Raw genomic sequence first — 22,037 nt, 5'->3', positions numbered from 1 at the left:
AGCCTCATGCCTCCGTCGCAGGAGGCCACGACATCAGGCCGTCGGGGGGCAAGCGGACCGTGGATCGGCTGCTCAGGACATCACAATAAACGTCGCTCAGCGATTGAGCGCAGGCATCCCAGTCCGGTAGCGCCAAATCCGGGACCTGCCGGTGGGCCTTCAGCTCTTTGGCCATGGCGGCGGCCAGCTCTTTCGGACCGGCATTGGGCGGAATCGCCCTGCACAGGCCCTTGCTGGCCAGCTCCCGCAGCCCGGACGTGTCGCTGACAAGGACCGGACGGCGCAGCGACAGGGCTTCCATTACGGCGACCGGATGGGCTTCGTAGTCGCTGAACAGCACGAACAGCGCAGCCCTCGCCAGAAGATCTGCCATTTGCTGCCGCTCGGACCCGGGGATGCTCGCGATAGTGACCCGCCTCTCGAGGCCGAGCGTCGCGACGAGGCGCCGCAATTCTCCCTCATACGGGCCTGTTCCGACGACGTGCAGTCGTGCGTCTGGCACCCGGCGGATCAGTTCGGGCAAGGCCGCAATCGCCCGTTGATGGCCCTTGTAGCGCTCCAGCCTGCCGCCCGAGACGATCAGGTGCGGATCGACCTTGATGCCAGGGGTCGGAGCCGGCATCGCGGCGCCGTTCGGGATGATGACAAACCGTTCCCGCGCCACGCCCATCCTCCCGCTGAAGAAATTGGCCTCGAATTCGGAGACGCCAATCAGCCGCGCGGCCCGGGCAACCAGCGGCCGAAGCAGCGCGTGCTGTGTGCCGCGCACGGCGTTGCGGAGCCGGGAGGAATGTCCGCCGCTGTGGAAGGTCAGGACGAACGGCAGGTGTCCGCGGACGGCCGCGAGCAGCCCGATCGGCGCCACGAAGGTGTTGTAACCTTGGAAATGGATCAAATCCCAAGCCCCGCGCCGGATAGCAGTATAAATGCCGGGCGCAGCATAGAGGTCCAGCTCCCTCGGCCAGGCCGGTACGCGCTGCACCCGCATGCCGCGCACCTCCTCCTCAACCGGCAGCTCCCCCGAGGGATCGGTGGTGAGCACGTCGACGGCGTGGCCGCGCGACACCAAGCGGGGACCGACTTCCTGGATGTGAGTTTCGATGCCGCCTATGAGGGGGTAGCAGCGAGCGGCAACCATCAGGATTCGCATCAGGTCTGTCCACTGACAACACAGGCTGTCGCGCTCTGCCTGCGCTGTTGGTGCACCCTCTCGCGCAGGATGGTTTTCAGTACGCGCCAGCCGTCCGGCATGGCGCGCAGATGGCTCACACCGCTGATGCGCGGAGCTTCGAAACTCGCCACCTCGACGATATTGAGGTGGTTCTTCAAGGCCCGCACGTTGATGAGGGTCTCGATCTCGAACCCATCGCAATCGCAGTCCAGCGTGGCGACGTGCTTGGTCCAGAAGGCTATGTATCCGTAGCATAGATCGGAGAACCAACCGCCATAGAGCAGCCGCACGAACAGGGTCAGCCCCTTATTGCCGAACATCCGGAACAGCGACATGTCGTCGGTGCCGGCGCCCTGGATAAATCGAGAACCCTTGACGACATCCGCGCCGGCCATCAGCGCACTTACAAAGACGATAGCCTCCTCCGGCACCATGGAGCCGTCGGCGTCCAGCATGACGATGATTTCGCCTGTGGCGGCCAGGAATCCTGCTTGCAGTGCAGCACCCTTGCCCCGCCGGGGCTCCATGACAATCTTCACGTCCTCGCGCAGGCGACGCGCAACCGCGACCGTGTCGTCGGTCGAGCGACCATCCACAATAATGACCTCATGCGCCCAGTTGGGGATGCGCGGCAGAAGCCAAGGGAGGTTCTCGGCTTCATTGAGCGTCGGGACGACGAAGCTGACCCGGGGCAGAGTGAGCGATCGGCGCAGCGCGAAATCAATCGGGTCAGGCGGCGATACGGCACCGACAGGGGCGAGAATGCTGGCGAGACGGGCGTTCATGACAGCGCTTTGAGGTCGTACGATGGAACCCAGAAGGCGGCCTGGAAGCGCGCAAGAACTGCCGCTAGGCGTCGGGCGAGATGATGGGCCGGGTGATAGGTCCCGTATACGAATCGACGCACCGGGCCGAAGCTGTTCGCGGCGGCGGGACCGATGAAATGCAGGCCAGGCACCGAGGTCTCGTAATGGGCCGATCGCTGCGGCGCGCCCTCAACCAGGCGGATCTGGCGCAACAGCGTTGGGCCGAGGAAATGCTTCCATGACCCCATGAGCTCCCCGAAAATCCGGTGCTCGACATCTCGCGCACGTAAATGCGCGGCCAGCGACAGGTAGGGGCCCGCTCCAATGACCGCCACATCCACGGATGTGCTTGATCTAGCCATGCGCCGACTCCCCGGAAAGTGAAATCAAGATGATCTTGGATAAGATTTGCCTAGATGGCATCTTAATCTGTGTTTACCTGAGCATTACTGATGAAAATCTGAAATGGAAGAACGATAGATGATTAGGGAGAAACAATAGGTGATTAGCTCTTTGGTGGTATCCATTTAGGTTATTTCGAGCCATGCCACCGGCGCGGATAGTGCGGCAGCGGCACCGATCATCTTCAGCAGCTGTGTCGGCAGCGTTGCCAAACCGTTTAGACCTCTGGGGCCACCTTCAACGCCAGCGAGGACCTTCATCGACCCGCGGCCACGGCTAGAGCGGGATGACGTTGGGGCAAGTCGAGGAGGGATTCCCAGATCGGTTGGATATTGTTTCAACCTTCTGGCTGGAGCTGGAGCCCAGTATGAATGGTTGGCTATTCGATGGACCTTCGTGAACGGGTTGTTCATGCGGTCAAAGCCGAGGGGCTTTCTCGGCGCGCTGCGGCGGCGCGATTTGGCGTCAGCTATAACGGGGCGATTGAGTGGCTAAAGCGGGTGGAACAGACCGGCAGCGTGACGCCTAGCCAAGTGGGCGGCAACAAGCCGGAGTCGAGCGCACCCGCCCTTCGCAGGCGGTGTACGTTGCGCTCGACCAACTGGCTGCGGGCAGCTAACCTGGACGCGAGACCTGCCTAGAGAGGGGCTGGCCACGCGGTCCTGAGACCGGCGCGTCGGGTACAAGCAACCGATACGAGGTCGTGACCTCTCGCAAACCCCGGACATGTCCGAACAAGTCGATCACCTCCAAGCCGGACCGCCGGTTGTAGGTGTGGCACCCGAACTCTCCGGACCGAATGCGACCGACGGGGGTCTGGACAAATTCCGACTCGCCGAGCGCATCGATCCGGCAGAACGTCACCGCGCCGCCATAGCCGAGCGCGCTGTCTTGGACCGGGCGTAGCGTCTGTCCGCAGTGTCGGATGACAGCGCCTGCGGGGCGGCTGAGCGCGGCATCAATCAGGACGGGGTTTGCGGCATGAGGCGTCCAACAGCCAGTCAAGCTCTCGGCATGGTAGAGGCTGAGGACATCCCAGGACGTGGACCTCCATACCCTGAGGCTGACGAAAAACCAGAAGCCGCCTTCATGGCGCAGCGGCGTGGTGTCGTAGCCCTCGATGCCGTCGATCAGGCAGGCCTCCCGCGTCCACCGGAACGGGAATTCGACTGCCCTGTAGAGGGCGACATTCCTGGCCGCCCCCGATTCGGGGATCATCCAGATCTGTCCGTCCTGCTCGAATACAAACGGGTACGAGAGGTGGTGCGGCTCCTCCAGGACGATCTGGGGTGCGCCGGCGGTCCCGCTCCGGTCTGCTGTCACGACCGCAATGCACCCCCGGTTCTTTGAGTAGAGGTACTGTTCGACGAAGATAAAGTCCTGCCCCTGATGGCGAAACGGGAACGGGTCGGCAAGGTAGCTGCCGGTGTCCCCGGTGAGCACCTTGAAGGCTGCTCCGCCTTTGTCGAGCAGGCTCGCCGCCTGGTCGAAGCGCCAGCCAATCCCCCAAGCCTTACCGCCTCTCGCCAAGATGTCCAAGAACTTGATCATCTTCGATGCCACCCTGCCAGTCTCCCATGCAGTGGCCGAAAGCGCGCTTAACGAAGGCACGGCCATGCGTGGGCCGGGGACACCGGCCGCAGCTGAACTGGTTTCCTCGCGCAAGGCTTTTAAGGTCAGCGCCACAGCGCAGGAGAGGACGCTATCGAGGCTCGCTGAGAATACTGCACGGTCTAAACTGGCCGGACGCGCCATCCACGGCTGTGACGGGCGCGCCGTGTCGTGCAGCTCGACGAGAAGGTCCTGATCATTCGCCAAGGCCGCCATGACTCCAATCTCGCCCGGTACGCCGTTGAAGAGCGGCGTCAGCACGCGCCTTCCCGACGGGAGCGGCCCCTCTCCGCTGAAATCGATCACCACGTCCACTTGCTCGGCCGGAGGCGGCAGGGACCGCAGCGCCGCCTCGACGGCGTCGGTCGCGCCCTTGACACGAAAGCCATAGAGTAGTCGTTCGAGTTCGAGCAGCAGACGGAAGATCAACGGCAGCGGGCGGCAGCCGGCCGCGAAGGCGCAGGAGACATCGTTGCCGGGCACTTCAGCAAGCGCTTCTGCCAGCCACAGATGCCAGCGCAGCGGCCGCGACGGATCGAGACTCAAGCAAATGCGCATTGTTGTTCTCGCGGGGGATTCCAAAAAGACCCCAGCTTTGACGAGAACCACCTTGAGCGATGCGCCTTGCCAGCTATCCGCCGTAGGCCCGCGCGCCAGGGCGGCAGATAGAAAGCCACGGCGCGCGCCACATCACAAGGATGATGCACCAAGGCCGGCAGCGGATCGTCCCGGCGCCGGAAGCCATCCATCACGACCGAGCGAGGCGGGATCGGCTTCGCGCCAAAGCGGATCCGCTCGATCCAGGAACCCTGCCAGAGCACGCGGCCGTCAAGCGAGCCGGTCGGCAATGGCTGCAGGTCGAGTTGGTGCCGACAAGCTATCAGCGAGATATTGAGCCCGACGAGCGTCGCCAACTCCTCCTGCCAATCGGTGCGCCCGACCGTCGGCTCTATTGTCAGAAAGCGTCCGCTCCTGATATCCCGCTTGTACTCGAGGCCGCCAAATCCGAAGTAGTTGACCTGATCGAGGAGGTTTTTCGTGGCGCGTTCCAACTCCTCGTTTACTGCCGCCCTACAGAACGCCGTGCTCCCGGTGCCCGGCGGTATGCTGGCGAGTTTTTGCCCGGTGAACATGCCGAGCGTCTCGCCGTTGCGTCCCCGGTAGAACAGGCAGAAATAGACGTTGTCATCTGGTCCCTCGACCGTCTCCTGTACCAGGACCTCGCCTGTCTGAGCCAGCAGCCTCTCGGCCGCCGAGACGGCGTCAGCGTAGCTGTTCGCTGTGATCGGGCGGGGAGCATGCCCCTCGTGGAAGTGGCGCTTGTCGGCGGGTTTCAGGATCATCCCCAGGCGGAGCGACGTCTCGCGAACACCCGCGAGGTCCCGCACGACCACGCCGTTCGGCACTGGCCAGCCATGCTCTCCGGCGCTCTCGGGGAACCTGGCTTTGTCGTGAAGCATACTAGCGGTGTCGTGAGTTGAGAGGCGGAAGTGGTAAAGCCGCTCCAGCGCTTTGCGGTACTCCGAGATCGTAAGAAGCGCCAGCTCATCGGTGATTACCAGCAAGGGCCGCTCTCCGATTTGTCTCCGAAGATCGCGGAGGAAGACCACGAAGCCATGGCCATTCAGAGCGTCTGCCAGGAAGGGGTGGGCGTAGCGCGACCACAGCGCGGGGTTCGACCGCTTGCGGTCGACCACCCAATTGGGCATTCCGCCTGGGGCGAGGCTGCGGCACACCCCGAGTCTATTCAGCTCCCCACCTGTTGCAACCGCGGGGACCCGCCAATGCGAAGAGCCAAACTCTTGGTTGGGAGCGACGTCTGACAGCACGGGTCTGTACTCGAGCGACCGTAATCGGCCAAGCACCACTATGCCCCCGTTGACGCCGGGCTGTGCGAGGTCAGAGGGGGTAATCCCTAGGCGCCATTGCACTCGGCGCCCGGTGAGAGCCACATGGCGGGATGACAGTCGGCTGGCAACGGGCGAAATACGGGCTGCGCAATGCCGGATGGCGTGTGCTGGTCTTGGCGCTGTTATGTGTTCCGGCAGCCGTGAGCGCCGCGGACAGCTTGGCGCCAGCGTCCTTCATCAAGACTTCCGGCACGGAGTTTACAGTCGACGGCAGGCCATTTTTCTTGACCGGCGTGAACAGCTTCTATGTGACTTTCGCGTCGAAGGACGAGGTCATCCGCGTTCTCGATGACGCGGTGGCAATGGGAGCCAATGCGGTTCGCATCTTCCTCCAGCCAGTGATCGGGTCGCCCGATGGAAGCACTGCTACGATCTGGAACTGGCGGCTTGAGGCTGATGCCAGCGACGTCGCTGTGAGAGGAATGTACCTGCTCTCCTGGGACCCTCATGAGAACAGGATGGCGATCAATGACGGCGTGAATGGCATGCAGAAGATTGATTTCCTCGTCGCCGAAGCCGGCAAGCGACACCTCAGGCTCGTCATCGCCTTCCTGGATTTCTGGGCCTATACGGGTGGCGCCCAGCAGATGCGGGCCTGGTATGGGAGCCAAGACGAGTCCAGGTTTTTCTTCGATGACCCGCGCACAAAGCGGGACTACAGGACCTGGGTCCGCCACGTCGTGCAGCGCGTCAACCTGCTCACCGGACTTGTCTACCGGGATGATCCAACCATCATGGCCTGGGAGCTGATGAACGAAGGCAATGCGCGCCCTGAGGCTTTGCGGCTGGCCTGGACTGCCGAAATGTCGGCCTACGTGAAGTCGCTCGATTCCAATCACCTTGTCAGCTCAGGGCACGCCAACGTTTCCGAGAAGCTGGCCGATTTGATGATCCCAACTCTCGATTTCGGGACCTGGCACGGCTACCCGCTCTACTACAACCTCACAGTCCAGGAATTTAACGACCTGATCACCGAGTTCTGCCAACTGGCGGCCCGCGCCAATAAGCCGGTCCTTCTGGAGGAATTCGGTTATGCCCGCTCCAATCGGGACTCCGCCGATGCTTACGCTACATGGCTCGATACGCTTACCCGCGATCCCAAGTGCTCTGGCTGGATTGTGTGGCAGCTGGCCTCACGGCAGGACAGCGGACGCTATCCCGTCGATGAACACGACCAGTTCGATATCCGCAACGACGGAAGCGTGATTTGGAAGATCTTCAAAGCCGCGACGGCCCGGGCAGCGCAGACCCGCGAAGCCCGCCGGGCCTCAGAAACCACCGGGGAGATCCCATGACCGAAGTGTCCATCGTGACCTGCGCAAGCACGCTCGACCGCTGGGACGAATTGAAGCGTCCGTCGGGTCTGGCCACACCCAAACGCGCGCCCCGCGCGATATCGTTGTAATGGCCGCAACTCGACAGGCACGCGAAAGGAATCAGCAGCCATGATCGATGCGTCGGTTGTCATCTGCGCCTACACACTCGATCGCTGGGACGATTTGAATGCGGCCATCGCGTCGGTGCGCAACCAGACCAGCCCCGCCCGCGAAATCATTCTCGTCGTCGACAACAATGAGGCTCTCTTGAAGCGAGCCCGGCGCGAGATCGAGGGTGTCGTCGTCACACCTAACAATAACGTGCGTGGACTGTGCGGCGGTCGCGTTACGGGTGCCGGATTGGCAACCGCACCGGTCGTGGCATTTCTCGACGACGATGCGATGGCCGATGAGCGCTGGCTGGAAGAGTTGCTGGTGCCCTACGCCGATCCGCGCGTGCTTGGCGTCGGCGGGCGCATTGAGCCTCTATGGCGCAAAGCTCGGCCCTGGTGGTTCCCGCCTGAATTCAACTGGATCATCGGCTGCAGCTATCGCGGAATGCGGGTACGAGACGGTGGCGAAGTGCGTAATGTGATAGGCGCGAACATGTCAGTCCGCGCCGACGTGCTGCATGGCTGCGGCGGGTTTGCCGGTCAAATGGGACGCATCGGCGGCGGTAGGGGCTCAGCCAATACATGCGACGACACCGAGTTTTGTATCCGTGCCACAAAAAAAATTGGAGGCGTATGGATATACAAACCCGAGGCCAGCGTTCGCCATGTGGTTACAGCGGAACGCACGACCTGGAAGTATTTCCTCCATCGGTGCCGCATGGAGGGGACCTCCAAAGCGGTACTCGCAGGCTTGGCGGGGACTAAGGACGGGCTGGATTCCGAGCGGCATTACATTCTTACTCTGGGGCGCTCCGTACTCGAATACGCAGCGGCTGGCAAAATCGGTCAGGCGTTCGCCATCTTTGTCGGATTGGCGACTACCTCAATTGCTTACACGCAGGCACGGGCACGGGCCGCCATCTCGCAGGATCCAACGATAGCCCCGGAACAGAAGGGCGTTACGTTCAGGACGTGAGTGGCGCAGCTACTGGCACAATGCAGCGTCAGCCTATTCATTTCGTAAGGAGATTGACATGTCACGGATTTATGAGAGTCGCAAACGCGTTTTGGTCACCGGGGGAGCCGGCTTTCTCGGCTCCCATCTAATAGATCGACTGCTCTCCGACGGTCATGAGGTTCTCTGCGTGGACAATCTCTTCACCGGAACCAAGCACAACATTGAACATCTACACGCAAACCCGCGCTTTGAATTTCTGCGCCACGATGTCACGTTTTCCTTATACGTCGAAGTCGACGAAATTTACAACTTGGCCTGCCCCGCATCGCCCATCCAATACCAGCACGATCCGGTGCAGACCACAAAAACGTCGGTGCAAGGCGCGATCAATATGTTGGGCCTCGCCAAGCGGCTCAAATGTCGAATTCTGCAGGCGTCGACAAGTGAGGTCTATGGCGACCCCGCGGTTCATCCTCAAACCGAAGATTATTGGGGCAATGTGAACCCCATTGGCCCTCGGTCCTGCTATGATGAGGGAAAGCGTTGCGCCGAAACGCTATTCTTCGATTATCATCGACAGTGCGGCCTTGAAATCAAGGTTGCGCGCATCTTCAACACATACGGCCCGCGGATGCATCGGGCTGACGGTCGCGTTGTTTCCAATTTCATTATTCAGGCACTCAGCGGCGAGCCGATTACGCTTTACGGTGACGGCAACCAGACTCGTTCATTCTGCTACGTTGATGACTTGATAGATGGTCTTGTACGCCTCATGGACAGTCGAGCCTCATTCACGGGGCCAGTCAATTTGGGAAATGATGGAGAATTCACCATTCGAGAGCTTGCGGAACTGGTGCTCGCTGAAACCGGCTCGTCGTCAAAACTCGTCAATTTGCCGTTACCCCGCGACGATCCAAGACAACGCCGACCCGATGTTTCTCTCGCCAAAGCCGAATTGGGCTGGCAACCGACCATGGGACTGAAAGACGGGCTGAAGCCAACCGTTGTATTTTTTCGCCGCGACCAGGCACGCCGATCATGCTCGCAGGAGGAGCCACAGCTGATCGCTTTCGAAGAGCGGAGACAACGGTTCCATTCCATTGCTGGCGACTTCCTCCCAGCTGGATAACCACTCGCACATCGCGAGCTTCGGCCATTCCGACTATCGACCGCATATTCCGGCGCCCGAAGCTGCTTCGCGACAGTCTATGCCTCTAAGTTTTGAACCGCTGAACCCATGTGAACTGTGCGCTCTCATTTCGCCCGATTAGAGCCAGCTATGGCGCCGAACAGCTAAGGATGAGCTTCTTTTCGCGCAGTGTTGAGCTTGAGGTGATATAGACCGTGATGAAGATTCTGGTAACGGGCGGCGCTGGTTATATTGGCAGCCAAACCTGCAAAGTATTGGCGCTCCATGGATTCGAGCCGGTTGTCTACGACAATCTTTCGCGTGGCAACCACTGGGCCGCGAGATTCGGCCCGTTCGAATTGGGCGACGTCGGTGATCGCGCTCGGGTGCGTTCGGTACTCGAAAAACACCGTCCGTCAGCTCTGATGCATTTTGCCGCTTATGCTTACGTCGGGGAATCGGTCGTAAATCCTCTGCTTTATTATCGCAACAATATCGGCGAAACCATCTCCCTGCTTGAAACCTTGATCAGCTTCAAGCAAATGCCGGTGGTGTTCTCGTCAAGCTGCGCGACCTATGGCGTGCCTGATTGGCTTCCGATTTCGGAGGATCATCCACAACGACCGATCAATCCTTACGGCTACTCGAAGCTTGTTGTTGAGCAGATGCTCAGGGATCTCGACGCGGCTCACAACCTTCGTTCGGTCTCGCTCCGTTACTTCAATGCTGGGGGTGCTGACCCCGAAGCAGAAATCGGCGAAGCTCACGAGCCAGAAACCCATTTAATCCCGCTTGTCCTCGCCGCCGCCCGTGACGCCACAGCGATCAAGGTGTTCGGGAACGATTACGACACGGCGGATGGAACTTGTATCCGCGACTACGTCCATGTGCTTGATATCGCTGATGCTCATGTGAGGGCACTCAGGTATCTTATCGACGGCGGGGCCACCTGCGCGGTCAATTTGGCTAATGACCGGGGTTACTCGGTATTGGAAGTAGTGGCCACGGCTGAGCGCGTTACGGGCAAATCAATCCGAATCGAGCTGGCGCCGAGACGGCTTGGCGATCCGGCGGTTTTGATTGGTGCTCTCCAAAGAGCACGAACCCTGCTCGGCTGGAAACCAAAGCGATCTGACCTGGAAATTCAGATCCGCGACGCATGGAAATGGATGACGCGAAAATCGTGAGCGCTTGATTCAGCGGCAGCGAATCGATTGCGGCACCAAATTAGCCTGGACGAAGTTCGAAGGTGCTTGGAACAGGCGCCCGGCTCGAGCCGTTGTGGTAAGCCGACGCCGCCCTCCTGGTTTCCCGGCGAGTTCCACTGGGTCGTGGGTTGCACGCACGCCGGCGTGCACGTGCGGGACGCGCATCCGCAACTCAATCGGGGCGAACATGTCGGTACCCGCCGACGGGCTGCGGCGCACCGGTGGCTTTGCGCCGGATCTCGGGTGCCGCAAGCTCGGATTCGTCAGCGGCCGAGCACGGATCGGCGGCAAGGCTGAGAGCTGCAAGGAAACGGAATTCTGCATCCGGGCGCCGGGCTATTGCGATATGGAAAGTCTCCGAGATGGCCTTGTTTGACCGGCGGCTCCAGCTCCATGGGCTCGTCCGCCATGCAGCTCGGAAGACACCCCGGCCTTCCGCCTCGACCTCATATGCGAACGACCCGCTCGGGCCCCCGAACCAGCGCAACATTTCAGCCGACGGACACGGTTTTCGCAGGACGTCGGGAAGGCTGTTTCGTCGCGGCTGTTCGACGCACCGAATATATTAGAAGGTGTTAATAAGTTTTCGCCCAGCCTCATTCTCGCCGCAAACGGTAGTAGGCTTGCGTACATCGTCCACGAATGATCCATTCATATGGGTACAAGACGGCGTGTGGATAAGCAAGGAAGCGGCAATGCCTGCGTTTTACTTAGGGCGCGGGTGAAATGACAACAAAAAGACGCAATGAACTAAGGATCAACCATTGTTTTTACTAAACGGCAGGCTTGGTGGCGCATGCGCCGGAAGAGCTGCGCTCGACTTCAGTCCGGCTGCGGCTCGAACCATTGAAGACCTTGCGTGCGTCGGCAGCGACACCGTTCAAGGAATGGCCTGATGAGTATTCCCGTCGACAAAACTCTCCTTCGATGGCGAGTTCAACGTTAAGCTCGCTCGAAAAGGCGAGGACCTCCAAAGCTCCGCTACTTTGAAATCCGTTCGCAGTGCTCAACTGCGAGCATGCGATATGTCGCGCGCCTGGCGATGCGCGACAGTGGAATTCCCTGTTTTCAACGCCAAAAAGGATCACTGAATGGCTCTTTCCGCACCCGCAGGCTTTGCCTCTAGCGACCTCGTTTTCGAGGAAAACTTCTCCGGTACGGCACTGGACAGCGACTGGCATCCCTACCTCACCAGCAATGCCGCCAACGGCTGGCCATGGAACAGCAATGGATCGGGCGGAAGTGGGATGGGCAACCAGTTTAATGCCGAATACGATATGCCGAGCCAGGTGTCCGTGAGCAATGGGCAATTGGGTCTCACGGCGACCCAGCAACCCGTCAACGGCGTGGCTCAGGGGTCGGCACAGACATTCCCTGTCACGTCTGGCGCCGTCAGCAGCTATGGCAACTTCGAATTCGATGGCGGCTATCTTCAGATCAGCATGAAGGCGCCGAGCGGCGACGGCGCATGGCCAGGCCTCTGGCTGATGCCCGGCCAAGGCGCAGGCAGCAGCGGCGACAATTTTGAGATCGATATGCAGGAGGGTGGATTCACCGGTTCGGGACCGGCAAACCAGGCGTTCTCCTACCACCTCCACGGGCAGTCAGGGGTGGTCGGTGGCGTCGTCGACAGCGGCGTCGACCTCACGGCCGGCTTTCACACGTACGGCATAAACTGGGATCCCGGTCAATCGATCACCTGGTATCTCGACGGGAAACAGATGGCGCAAGTGACCAGCGCACAGGCCCCCATCCCGACTGAACCGATGGAATTGATCATGAGCAATGCGGTCGGGAATTCCAACGCGGCCGGATGGCACACGGCTCTCGATAGCTCGACCCCTTCGTCGATGCAGATGCAGGTCGATGGGGTTCAGCTCTATCAGAAGGCGGGCAGCGGGGACACCGTCACGGGTGCGAACGTCACTCCCCCAACCACTGGCTCGATCGGGACCGAGACTGGGTCTGGGACCGGGACTGCCCCTCCGTCCGGCGACACCAGCGATGGCACCTTGTACGGCACCAGCGGCGCCGATGTATTGCATGGAACCAGCGGCCACACGATGATCGGCTATGGCGGCAACGACACTTACTATGTCGACAATGCCAACGAGAAGGCAGTTGAGGCAGTGGGCGGCGGCAACGACAGTGTGATCGCCTCGGTGAGCTATGCGCTTTCGGCCGGCTCGGAGATCGAGCATCTCGCCACCAACAACCCGTCCGGCACGAAGGCGATGAGCTTCACCGGCAACGAGTTCGCCCAGACTATCGAGGGCAATGCCGGCAACAATGTCATCAACGGCGGGCTCGGCGCCGACGTCTTGACCGGTTACGGAGGCCACGATGCCTTCTCGTTCAATACTGCTCTTGGAGCCGGCAATGTCGATAAGATCACCGACTTCAAGCGCTCCCAGGACACGTTCCATCTCAGCGATACCGTTTTTGCCGGGCTTCAGCCGGGAGGGCTTCCATCCGCAGCTTTCTTTGCTGGTACAGCCGCGCATGACAGCTCCGATCATATCATCTACGACAGTGCAACCGGGGCGCTCTCTTTCGACAGCGACGGGGCCGGCGGCGCATCTCAAACACAGTTCGCCACCCTTTCCCCACATCTCTCGCTCACCGCAGCCTCATTCTATGTGACCTGAAGGACCTACGCGGGGAAATAACATCCCGCGAGGGGCTGCCGTGGCCAAACAAGGACTGGATAAACAGCACCTCAAAGACATGATCCCGAACCGAAGGTCAGCGTAGCAAAAAGCGGGAGCCCGGTTTTCGGAGAAGATCATGCTCTAACAAAGAGATGGAGTTCCATCCCGATGGCATCGGGATGGAAGGCTCTAGTTGTGAGCTTTCTGTAGGCTGTCCATTCGGACCGAACCGAGGAGACTGGAGTTACCAAGCTTCAGCACTCACCGGAGGGTCCGAATGTACATCCACAAGAATGCCTGTCTGACGCCGTGGCGGGGAGAGGAACTGGTCTTTCGGTCATCGAGGGACGTCTCTCCCAAGCCTTGCGGCGCGGTCTATGGTGTGAGCGCAGTCGATGCGCGACCGACGAAAGGTATCAAGTGAGCGATGCCGAGATGGAGGCGTTCGACGATCTAAAGGCGACCCATTCCATCCGGAATGGTGCTACACCATCCCTCCGAGATCAGTCGCAAATCGGAGCGGTTGACGGATGTCCGAGCTCCCTCCCCTGCGCAATAAACACCAATGCTTGCAGGTGATGCCGATTTGGGAAACTATTGACCCCGCGAGGCCTCTCACCCGGTTGATTTGATTCAGGCTGCCGCAGCTGAATTCGTGGCGATCCCTAAAACCGACCTCGTTCTGCTGGGAAATACAAGTGCTGACGTCGCGGCGGTCATTCCTGAAGCTCTTTGGCGCCGTGTCGCTCGCGGCATTCGGTCTGGCGAGTTATGCCCTCGCGATTGAACCTCGGTTTCGACTGCGTGTCACTCGCTACAAGGTCCTACCGCCGCGCTGGCCGACGACTGCCAAGCCCCTGCGCATCGTCGTGATCGCTGACATCCACGCCTGCGAGCCTTGGATGCCGGTTTCCAGGATCGACGAGATCGTCGCTGTTGCGAATAGCCTGCAGCCCGATATCATCCTTCTCCTTGGCGACTATGTGATGGGCGTGCTGCCGCGCTATGCCACCGGGATCGTGCCCGACACTGTTTGGGGCAGTTCACTTTCAAAACTTTCCGCGCCCCTCGGCTGCCACGCCATTCTCGGCAACCACGACTGGTGGCACGGTGTCGATAGCGTCCGCGCAGCCCTCGTCGACAATGGCATTCCGGTCCTCGAGAACACCGCCACGCTTATCCGGCAGCAGGATGGCCCAGCATTCTGGCTCGCGGGTCTTGGCGATCAGTGGGCCATGCAGTTTTCTCGAGGCGTGTACAAGGGCGTCGACGATCTGCCTGGAACAATGGCCGCAATACCCGACGACGGCAATCCGATATTGCTCCTTGCGCATGAACCGGACATCTTCATTACTGTCCCTGACCGTGTCAGCCTGACGTTATGCGGCCATACACATGGCGGACAAGTGCGCTTGCCATTCATCGGCCCCCCCATCATCAATTCAGCCTACGGACAGCGCTTCGCCTATGGGCATATCGTCGAGGGTGGGCGGCACATGATCGTATCCGGGGGTCTGGGCGTATCGTGGCTGCCGGTGCGCTTCGGCGTGTCGCCGGAGATCATGGTCGTCGATATTGGCCCCAAAACGTCCTCTCGTCCTGTCGACGAATGACATCTGCTGTCCCCAGAGAGACCTGCCGTCCGCGGACCGTTCCGCATGAGGGTATTGATGGTCGTGTACATGCGGTCGGGGTTTCGCCGTGTTCCCATCGCCTCCCAGACCAACGCGGCGCAGTCCATCATCCTTTCCCCGGACAGACGGAGTTCCGCTGATCCCTTTCGATTTCCACTTGAATGCCATTGAGAAGGCGAGCCAGGCGTCCGAAACGCCTTTCGTCGACATTCTCGCGGAACGGGAACTTGAATGCGGTCAGCGGCATCTGGCAGCCCCCCTTGTCGTCAGCGCCTGAGCTGGAAGCACCTCCAGAATACAAAACCCACGCTTGGGCGAGAGATCCTTTCGGCCATCGGCAGGCACGGTCCTATTGAATGAGGGGGGCGAACCAGGGCGTTGGGGCTACCCCGATTCCCGAAGGGGCCTGCGCCCGGCAGCGTGCTAGGATTGTTGCCCGCAATTGCGGAGCAGAAACCGTGACCCTGAACATGTCGGCCAAGCCAGACCAAACACTTTTGAATTCGAAACCTCGGCGCTCGTCAAGCCGTCCGGGTTTCGCGAATATGATGCACGCTGGTGGTTTGGCCATCCCGGTTCGAACGAGCCGCCGGAGCTCAATCTGATCGGCGTCCAGGCGCTCGGCATGGGGCTCGGCACGCTGATCCGCCGTCTGGGTGCCGGACCCGACATAGTCACTGGTCACGATTTCCGCTCTTATTCGCTTGCCATCAAGCTGGCGCTGGTTTCCGGGCTGATGGCCGCCGGCGCGCGGGTCAAGGATGTCGGGCTGGCCTTGTCGCCGATGGCCTATTTCGCCCAGTTCGCGCTCGACACGCCGTCCGTCGCCATGGTCACCGCCTCGCATAACGAGAATGGCTGGACCGGCGTCAAGATGGGCGCGGCGCGCCCGCTGACTTTTGGTACGGAGGAGATGAGCGCGCTGAAGGCGATCGTGCTCTCAGGCGATTTCGACCTTGTCGGTGGCGGCTCCTATGACTTCGTTGCGGATTTCCGCAAAACCTACCTCGACGATCTGACAGCGGGAAAGCGTATCTCGAGGAAGCTCAAGGTGGTGGCCGCCTGCGGCAACGGCACCGCCGGGGCTTTCGCTCCCGAGGCACTGGAAAGGATCGGCTGCGAGGTGATTCCGCTCGACGTCGCGCTCGATCATACGTTTCCCAATTACAATCCCAACCCCGAAGACATGAAGATGCTGCACGCCATTCGCGACAAGGTGCTGGAAACCGGCGCCGATGTCGGGCTCGGCTTCGACGGCGACGGCGACCGCTGCGGCGTGGTCGACAATGAAGGCAACGAGATCTTCGCCGACAAGGTCGGCGTCATGCTCGCGCGCGACATCTCACACCTCTCTCCCGGCTCGACTTTCGTCGTCGACGTCAAGTCGACCGGCTTGTTCATGACCGACAAGGTGTTGCGGGAAAATGGCGCGGTCACCGACTATTGGAAAACCGGTCATTCCTATATCAAACGGCGCGTCGCCGAACTCGGCGCTGTCGCCGGTTTTGAGAAATCGGGCCACTTCTTCTTCAATCCGCCGATTGGCCGCGGTTATGACGATGGCCTGGTCACGGCCATTGCTATATGCCAGATGCTGGATCGCAGCCCGCAAAGCAGCATGGCCGACCTCTACCGCGATCTGCCGCTGACCTTCGGCACGCCGACTATGTCGCCACATTGCGCCGACGAGGTGAAATACGGCGTGGTCGCGAAAGTTGTCGGGGAATTCACGAAAATGAAGGCGGACGGGATCGAATTCGCCGGCCAGCCGCTGGCCAATCTCGTCACCGTGAATGGGGTGCGTGTCGTTGCCCAAGACGGCACCTGGGGTCTGGTCAGGGCCTCGTCGAACAAGGCGGAAATTGTTGTCGTCGTGGAAAGCCCTGTCTCGCCGGAACGACGTCGCGAGATGTTCGAGGCTGTCGATGCCGTGCTGCGCCGCAATCCAGAGGTCGGAGCCTACAACCGGACATTTTGAGAGGACTGGGCCATGCGGGAGCGGATCGTCAGTTTTGTGATGAGCGGGGGCGTCGGGTCACGGCTGTGGCCGCTGTCGCGCGAAGACAATCCTAAGCAATTCCACGACCTTTCGGGCGACGGCTCCATGCTTGCGAAGACTGTCCGACGCCTCAAGGCGCGGTCGGACGGCGAGACGCCGATCTATCTCCTAGCCTCCGAACGGCATGCCGACCGCGTTATCTCGGACATCGGTCCGCTCGGCCTGAACGGCGGCAGCCCGATTTTCGAGCCCGTCGGCCGCAATACCGCCGCTGCGGTGGCCACAGCCACCTTACACACGATCTCCGAATATGGCGGCGAGGCGTTTGCGCTCGTGGTCCCTTCCGACCATCAGATATCCACCGAAACGCAATTCTGGGAAACCGTCGAGGCGGGCATGCCTGCCGCCGATTCAGGCAGCATTGTCGTATTCGGCATCAAGCCGACGCATCCCGAAACCGGCTACGGTTACATCGAGGTTGGGGCAACTGGTGACGGAGTGGCCGCCGTTTTGCACTTTGTCGAAAAGCCCAATGCCGAGACGGCCCGCAAATATGTGGCTTCGGGAAGATTCTACTGGAACGCCGGCATCTTCCTGTTTCGTGCCGACACGATGCGGAAGGCATTTCTCGAGTTCCGGCCAGACATCTGGGACACCGCGGAACGGGCCTATAAGGCTGCACGGACCGACGTCTTGGGCATCTACCTGCCCCTGGGCTTCTATTCGGCTGTCCCGTCGACGTCGATCGACTACGCAGTCATGGAGCATGCACGCGGTATCGCCATGGTTACGGCTTCCTTCCGCTGGAACGACCTTGGATCGTGGCAATCGCTGCTCGAAGCCAGCCCGACGGACCGCGACGGCAATGTCGTAATGGGCGACGTTGTCGCCATGGATTGCGGCAACTCCTATCTCAGAAGCCAGGGCAGACTGCTGACAGTCATTGGAATGCAGCATGTGGCGGTGGTGACGACACCGGACGCGGTATTCGTCGCTCCTGTCAGCCACAGCCAGAACGTGAAGAAAGTCGTCGAACAACTCGAGAAGAGCGGACGCCTTGAAACGAAGTTCACGGGGTCGGACGACCGGGTCATCATCAGGGTGATGGCGCAAGCGGGTCGAGCACTGGCTCTTCAACGAAACCCTGCCGCTGTGGTCCACTGCAGGTGTCGACCATGCGTATGGCGGCTTCCACGAGGCGCTCGGTTTCGATGCAAGGCCGTTGGGCAAACCCAAGCGCATGCGGACAATGGCTCGCCAGATTTACGCCTTCGCGGTGGCCAAAGAACGCGGCTGGGCTGGACCGGCCGACAAGCTCATCGACCACGGCATCGAGTTCATCGCCAGACACGGCCGCACCGATCCCGGTGGCTGGGTGCGCACCCTCAATTGCGACGGCAGCGTGGCTGACCCGACGGAGGACGCCTACGACCATTCCTGCGTGCTCCTGGCGCTTGCCCATGCTCACCGATGCGGCCATCAGGATGCCATGCAGCTGGCACAAGAGACGTTCCATTTCATCGACACCCATCTCGAGGACGTCAGCCTGAACGGCTTCCTCGAGACCCCCGGCTGGAAGGGGGTGCGGTTCTCGAACCCGCACATGCACATGCTGGAATCCTTCCTTGCCTGGCATGGCGTCACCGGCGAGCGTGCATATCTCCGTCGGGCGGCACGCGTCGTCGATCTCTTCCGGTGCCATTTCTTCGACCAGGAGAGCTGGACGCTTGGGGAACATTTCGACGTCGATTGGCTACCGTTGCCGGGAGACGAGGGACAGTGGACCGAACCAGGGCACCATTTCGAATGGGCTTCGCTCCTCGTCGAGTTCGCGCGGGCAAGCGGGCAGAAAGACTTGGCAGCCTACGCCAGGAAGCTCTATTCGTCGGCGATCGCCAGCGGATTGAACCGGGCCACGGGCCTGGCTTATGCAGCCGTGTCGCGGCAGGGAATTCCCTTCGACCGGCTCTCCCGCAGCTGGCCGCAATGCGAAGCCGTCAAGGCCGCCGTCGCCCTCGACGGCATCGGCGGGCCTGATCTGAAACCTGAGATCGAAGCTCGTGTCGCCCGCCTCTTCAAATGGCATATCGATCCCGCACCGCTTGGGTTGTGGATCGACAGGATTGACGAGCGCGGAAGGTCACTGGCAACGGAGGTCCCCGCGAGCATTTTCTACCACCTCGTGACGGCCTTGATGCAGTATTTGGACAAGACTGGAGGGCAGGTCGAACCTTTCCCGCTGCCAGCTTTGGATACGAGCAAGAGCGTTGCGATGCAGGGTTACGGCTGACCCAACTGTCCGCGTAGCTCCGTGTTGGTCAAACGATCAATAACGAAACTAGTACAAGATAGGGAGGAATACCCATGAAAGTGACAATCCTGGGAAACTATCCGCCCCATGCCTATAAGGGATTGATACAAGGCTCAGACCGAGAAGCTGCAATCAAGGCGATTTTGGAAAGCGTTGGTGGCAAGGTGTCCGGTATGATGTTTACTCGCGGCGCCTATGATATTGTCGTCAATGCTGAGGTTCCGGACCAGGCCGATGGGATGGACCTAGCACTGGCGGTGCGGGCAAGCGGCTGGGTAAACGACCTCGTTGTCCTCGAAGAACTCGACATGAAGGCGGTGCTCGCACAAGCTCGCCGGCTGATGGGACTGGCTGTACATTGAAGGCAGCAGGGTTCCGATTGAACGCGCCGTGCTGCCAAGTCTCAAGGAAAGACAAGGCGGGGTCTCGGAAAGCCGAAGCAGGCGCCGCATTGGTTCTGCTTCGATACCGCGCCGACAGCGAACGCGCCCGACTCAGGGGGTCAGAATCGGAGGTCATGCCGAGTTAATTTTGGAATGTACACCCTAGAAGGTGCGCCCGACGGATCGGCGAGGTCCGGTTTTGTAGAGGTTTCTTGTCCAGGCGCTTCTTTATCTAATCGGAGCGCGACAAGGCAACCGAGATCACATTGTCAGTATCTGTTTCAGGTAGCTCGAACAGCATTGGCAAAATTGGCCGCTCGGGCGGCGTTCTCATGATCACCGTTCCTAAGCGAGCTCGGACTTTACGACTTTCCAGGATACCTATGGTCCTGACGCAGCGGGTGGAGCTAGCCGTCACTTCCCTACACCCTGTGCGCCGCCACCAATCTCGCGTAGAAGGGCCCTGGCCGAACCCGGCCCTGCGACGCGAGAACTCCATGCGAATAGTGTTGCCTGTCCTTTTGTTCGGCGCCGCCCTCGCCAGCCTGTCGCCCGCCCGGGCAGCGGCCGGCGATTGCGGCGATGCCGCCGCCCTGGTGCAGCAGGCCTATCCCAAGGCCCGAAAGAGCGCCGACGGCGCCTCGTTCACGCTTGTACCCCATACGAGCATCGCCTCAACGCTCCCGGAGAGCGATGCGCCATTCGGCCTGGCCTGCAAGATCTGGCCGGCTCATGACGACCTGCTTTTGGTCGCGGTACCGCTGATCGACAGCGCTAACAGCGACCACCTGCATGTTGGCGACATCGAGCTACTGGTCGTCGATAGAAAGAGCCTGCGGGTGCGCCAGCGCCTGCTCCAGCCTGGACTGATGACCGATGATGCCATCGCGATCCGTAAGGTGGAATTCGACACCGGCCGCTATGCACTGGCCCCTGACGCCACCGCCTTCGGCCTGCGCATCGAAATGGCAAACCATTCGCAGGCTACTCCCTTCACTGAAACCGACCTGCGGCTCTATGCCGTCGCCAGCAATGCGCTGCGCTTGGTGCTCGACGGCCTCGTGGTCGCCGGCCATGGCGGCGAAGGCGATGCCAGTTGCGCTGGATCGTTTCATTCCAGCCAGGTCAGCCTGGCGATGAGCCCGGCGCGCCACCAGGGCTATCGTGACATCATTGCGGTCGAGCGGACGGATACCGACAATCCCTCCCCCGACAAAGATGGCGAATGCCAGTCCCATCCCGGCAAGCCTGTGAAGCGGACCTATCGGCTGCGCTATGACGGCAGCCGCTATTCGGTTCCCGCGGCACTCAAGGTGATGGGGTTGTGACGCGGCCGCACACGTCCCTGCCTTGGTTCGTCAATGTGATCAATTCCAGTTGAATGGGTATCGACCATTAATTCTCTCGTGGTAGGAGGCGCTCAAGGGGGCTCTTCCCAAAGGAGCTGATGATTTGTGGTGGTCAAGATTCAAAAGGGGTTTTGCCGGAACGTGGGACGACAGACTGGACGGGCTATTCTCCGCAAAGGTCGACTACGCTGGAAAATCCATTCTCGATGTTGGCTGCAATATGGGTGTTGTCGCCTATGAGATATCCAAGCTGAAACCCAGCTCGATCCACGGGATCGACATTGCCAAGCCGCACATCCAGACTGCAAAAATGTTATTGAGCGGCTCCCCGGTGCATGCCCGGTTCGATCGCCTGAATCTTGGCAGCCGGCGCCTCGGCAATATCCTTCTACCGAAATACGATATCGTCCTGCTGCTGGCCGTCTATCAGCACATGCAGCGCAACATCGGCCCAGGCAAGGCGCGAAGGGTGCTTTCCAATATTGTGAGGCGCACCTCAAACGTTGTTGCCCGCGTTCCGCCTGGAACGGATGGCGAATTCATCGAAACGCTGTCCGACGAGGGATTCCAAGTTAAGAGCACTCACACATCCCCTCTTGGTAGTCATGTGCTCGTTCTTGAGAAACCTGCCTTCGGAAATCCGCAGCCATGATGACACATTCCTTGTGGTAGTCTGCCCACCAACATCCATGTGCCAGCAGCGGGCGCAGACCAGCTGCCTGCAGCTCGGCCCGGGGAGCGCTGATTCGCCGGCAGAAAGCATCTTGCGGATGACTTCGCGCCAATACCGATGACATTGAGGGTTGCGGCTACGGTGTTGTCTGCTAGTGCCTTGACGGCCAGGATGCGCCCGTTGGCATAAGTGGCGAAAGAAGAATTTGGCCGCCACGGCGAGAGCATTGGCCGTCCCGCCTGCGGTCAGCGCGCCGCCACTATCGAAATTCAGCCAGGTGCGCCATCATCTCGCGGCTCCCAGCGCTCATGGGATAGTGTCCTGAAGGTTCTGCAAAAAGTTTTGGAGAGAGAACGGCGCTTGCTCTGAAGGGCGAGCGGCCATGGCACGGTGGTGACGTTGCAATCACCGAT

Annotated in this window: 15 protein-coding genes and 1 pseudogene; 11 read left to right on the top strand and 5 right to left on the bottom strand. The window is 60.5% G+C overall.

All coding sequences use genetic code 11. The annotated features are described in order from the left end of the window. Positions 1-4 precede the first annotated feature (4 nt). From NKI22_RS29960 to NKI22_RS29940, 5 genes are all read right to left on the bottom strand, one after another. Positions 5-1,150 (bottom strand): glycosyltransferase family 4 protein, encoded by a 1,146-nt coding sequence (locus NKI22_RS29960; RefSeq protein WP_352484248.1) that lies wholly within the window; start codon positions 1,148-1,150, stop codon positions 5-7. Further along, positions 1,150-1,956, bottom strand: coding sequence for a glycosyltransferase family 2 protein (locus NKI22_RS29955; protein ID WP_352484247.1), 807 nt, complete (start codon positions 1,954-1,956; stop codon positions 1,150-1,152). The genes NKI22_RS29960 and NKI22_RS29955 overlap by 1 nt, the downstream gene beginning before the upstream one ends. Then, a complete protein-coding gene (locus NKI22_RS29950; RefSeq protein ID WP_352915796.1) occupies positions 1,953-2,339 on the bottom strand; it encodes a hypothetical protein in 387 nt (128 codons plus the stop codon). The genes NKI22_RS29955 and NKI22_RS29950 overlap by 4 nt, the downstream gene beginning before the upstream one ends. 655 nt (positions 2,340-2,994) lie before the next feature. Beyond that, entirely contained in the window at positions 2,995-4,548 is a 1,554-nt protein-coding gene (locus tag NKI22_RS29945) for a glucosamine inositolphosphorylceramide transferase family protein (protein ID WP_352915795.1), read from the bottom strand. After that, entirely contained in the window at positions 4,533-5,687 is a 1,155-nt protein-coding gene (locus NKI22_RS29940; protein ID WP_352911139.1) for a hypothetical protein, read from the bottom strand. Before NKI22_RS29940 ends, NKI22_RS29945 begins: the two co-directional genes overlap by 16 nt. A gap of 263 nt (positions 5,688-5,950) precedes the next feature. Here NKI22_RS29940 and NKI22_RS29935 point away from each other — a divergent pair, with 263 nt between their 5' ends. The 11 genes and pseudogenes from NKI22_RS29935 (at position 5,951) to NKI22_RS29885 (ending at position 21,603) form a co-directional block, all read left to right on the top strand. Next, the gene (locus NKI22_RS29935; RefSeq protein WP_352959506.1) at positions 5,951-7,195 is read left to right on the top strand and encodes a glycoside hydrolase 5 family protein; all 1,245 of its coding nucleotides are present in this window, start codon (positions 5,951-5,953) and stop codon (positions 7,193-7,195) included. 150 nt (positions 7,196-7,345) lie between these two features. Beyond that, positions 7,346-8,305: a glycosyltransferase family 2 protein gene (locus tag NKI22_RS29930; RefSeq protein ID WP_352484242.1), complete on the top strand. Its 960-nt coding sequence runs from the start codon at positions 7,346-7,348 to the stop codon at positions 8,303-8,305. 58 nt (positions 8,306-8,363) lie between these two features. Further along, positions 8,364-9,416, top strand: a complete 1,053-nt coding sequence (locus tag NKI22_RS29925; protein WP_352959503.1) for a UDP-glucuronic acid decarboxylase family protein — start codon at positions 8,364-8,366, stop codon at positions 9,414-9,416. A gap of 218 nt (positions 9,417-9,634) precedes the next feature. Then, positions 9,635-10,603, top strand: coding sequence for a UDP-glucose 4-epimerase GalE (galE, locus tag NKI22_RS29920; protein WP_352911197.1), 969 nt, complete (start codon positions 9,635-9,637; stop codon positions 10,601-10,603). A gap of 1,112 nt (positions 10,604-11,715) precedes the next feature. Then, positions 11,716-13,272 (top strand): family 16 glycosylhydrolase, encoded by a 1,557-nt coding sequence (locus NKI22_RS29915; RefSeq protein WP_352911143.1) that lies wholly within the window; start codon positions 11,716-11,718, stop codon positions 13,270-13,272. Between the two features lie 701 nt (positions 13,273-13,973). Continuing rightward, positions 13,974-14,888, top strand: a complete 915-nt coding sequence (locus tag NKI22_RS29910; RefSeq protein WP_352484239.1) for a metallophosphoesterase — start codon at positions 13,974-13,976, stop codon at positions 14,886-14,888. A 463-nt stretch (positions 14,889-15,351) separates the two neighbouring features. Further along, complete coding sequence (locus NKI22_RS29905; protein WP_352959500.1) at positions 15,352-16,887, top strand: phosphomannomutase/phosphoglucomutase; 1,536 nt, start codon at positions 15,352-15,354, stop codon at positions 16,885-16,887. 12 nt (positions 16,888-16,899) lie between these two features. Next, a pseudogene (locus NKI22_RS29900) lies at positions 16,900-19,198 on the top strand (AGE family epimerase/isomerase). Between the two features lie 74 nt (positions 19,199-19,272). Next, positions 19,273-19,581: a GYD domain-containing protein gene (locus NKI22_RS29895; RefSeq protein WP_352916264.1), complete on the top strand. Its 309-nt coding sequence runs from the start codon at positions 19,273-19,275 to the stop codon at positions 19,579-19,581. A 404-nt stretch (positions 19,582-19,985) separates the two neighbouring features. Continuing rightward, on the top strand, positions 19,986-20,930 hold the full coding sequence (locus tag NKI22_RS29890) for a PA3715 family protein (protein WP_352916267.1): 945 nt from the start codon (positions 19,986-19,988) through the stop codon (positions 20,928-20,930). Between the two features lie 124 nt (positions 20,931-21,054). Next, a complete protein-coding gene (locus tag NKI22_RS29885; RefSeq protein WP_352780232.1) occupies positions 21,055-21,603 on the top strand; it encodes a class I SAM-dependent methyltransferase in 549 nt (182 codons plus the stop codon). Positions 21,604-22,037 lie beyond the last annotated feature (434 nt).

The sequence above is a fragment of the Mesorhizobium sp. M0778 genome, assembly GCF_040320105.1.
GTDB lineage: Bacteria > Pseudomonadota > Alphaproteobacteria > Rhizobiales > Rhizobiaceae > Mesorhizobium.
This window is presented reverse-complemented; position numbering and strand designations above follow the sequence as displayed.

Coding starts and splice junctions, on each gene's coding strand:
- NKI22_RS29960 (WP_352484248.1), bottom strand. CDS start 1,150: ATGCGAATCCTGATGGTTGCCGCTCGCTGCTACCCCCTCATAGGCGGC.
- NKI22_RS29955 (WP_352484247.1), bottom strand. CDS start 1,956: ATGAACGCCCGTCTCGCCAGCATTCTCGCCCCTGTCGGTGCCGTATCG.
- NKI22_RS29950 (WP_352915796.1), bottom strand. CDS start 2,339: ATGGCTAGATCAAGCACATCCGTGGATGTGGCGGTCATTGGAGCGGGC.
- NKI22_RS29945 (WP_352915795.1), bottom strand. CDS start 4,548: ATGCGCATTTGCTTGAGTCTCGATCCGTCGCGGCCGCTGCGCTGGCAT.
- NKI22_RS29935 (WP_352959506.1), top strand. CDS start 5,951: ATGACAGTCGGCTGGCAACGGGCGAAATACGGGCTGCGCAATGCCGGA.
- NKI22_RS29930 (WP_352484242.1), top strand. CDS start 7,346: ATGATCGATGCGTCGGTTGTCATCTGCGCCTACACACTCGATCGCTGG.
- NKI22_RS29925 (WP_352959503.1), top strand. CDS start 8,364: ATGTCACGGATTTATGAGAGTCGCAAACGCGTTTTGGTCACCGGGGGA.
- galE (WP_352911197.1), top strand. CDS start 9,635: ATGAAGATTCTGGTAACGGGCGGCGCTGGTTATATTGGCAGCCAAACC.
- NKI22_RS29915 (WP_352911143.1), top strand. CDS start 11,716: ATGGCTCTTTCCGCACCCGCAGGCTTTGCCTCTAGCGACCTCGTTTTC.
- NKI22_RS29895 (WP_352916264.1), top strand. CDS start 19,273: ATGAAAGTGACAATCCTGGGAAACTATCCGCCCCATGCCTATAAGGGA.
- NKI22_RS29890 (WP_352916267.1), top strand. CDS start 19,986: ATGGTCCTGACGCAGCGGGTGGAGCTAGCCGTCACTTCCCTACACCCT.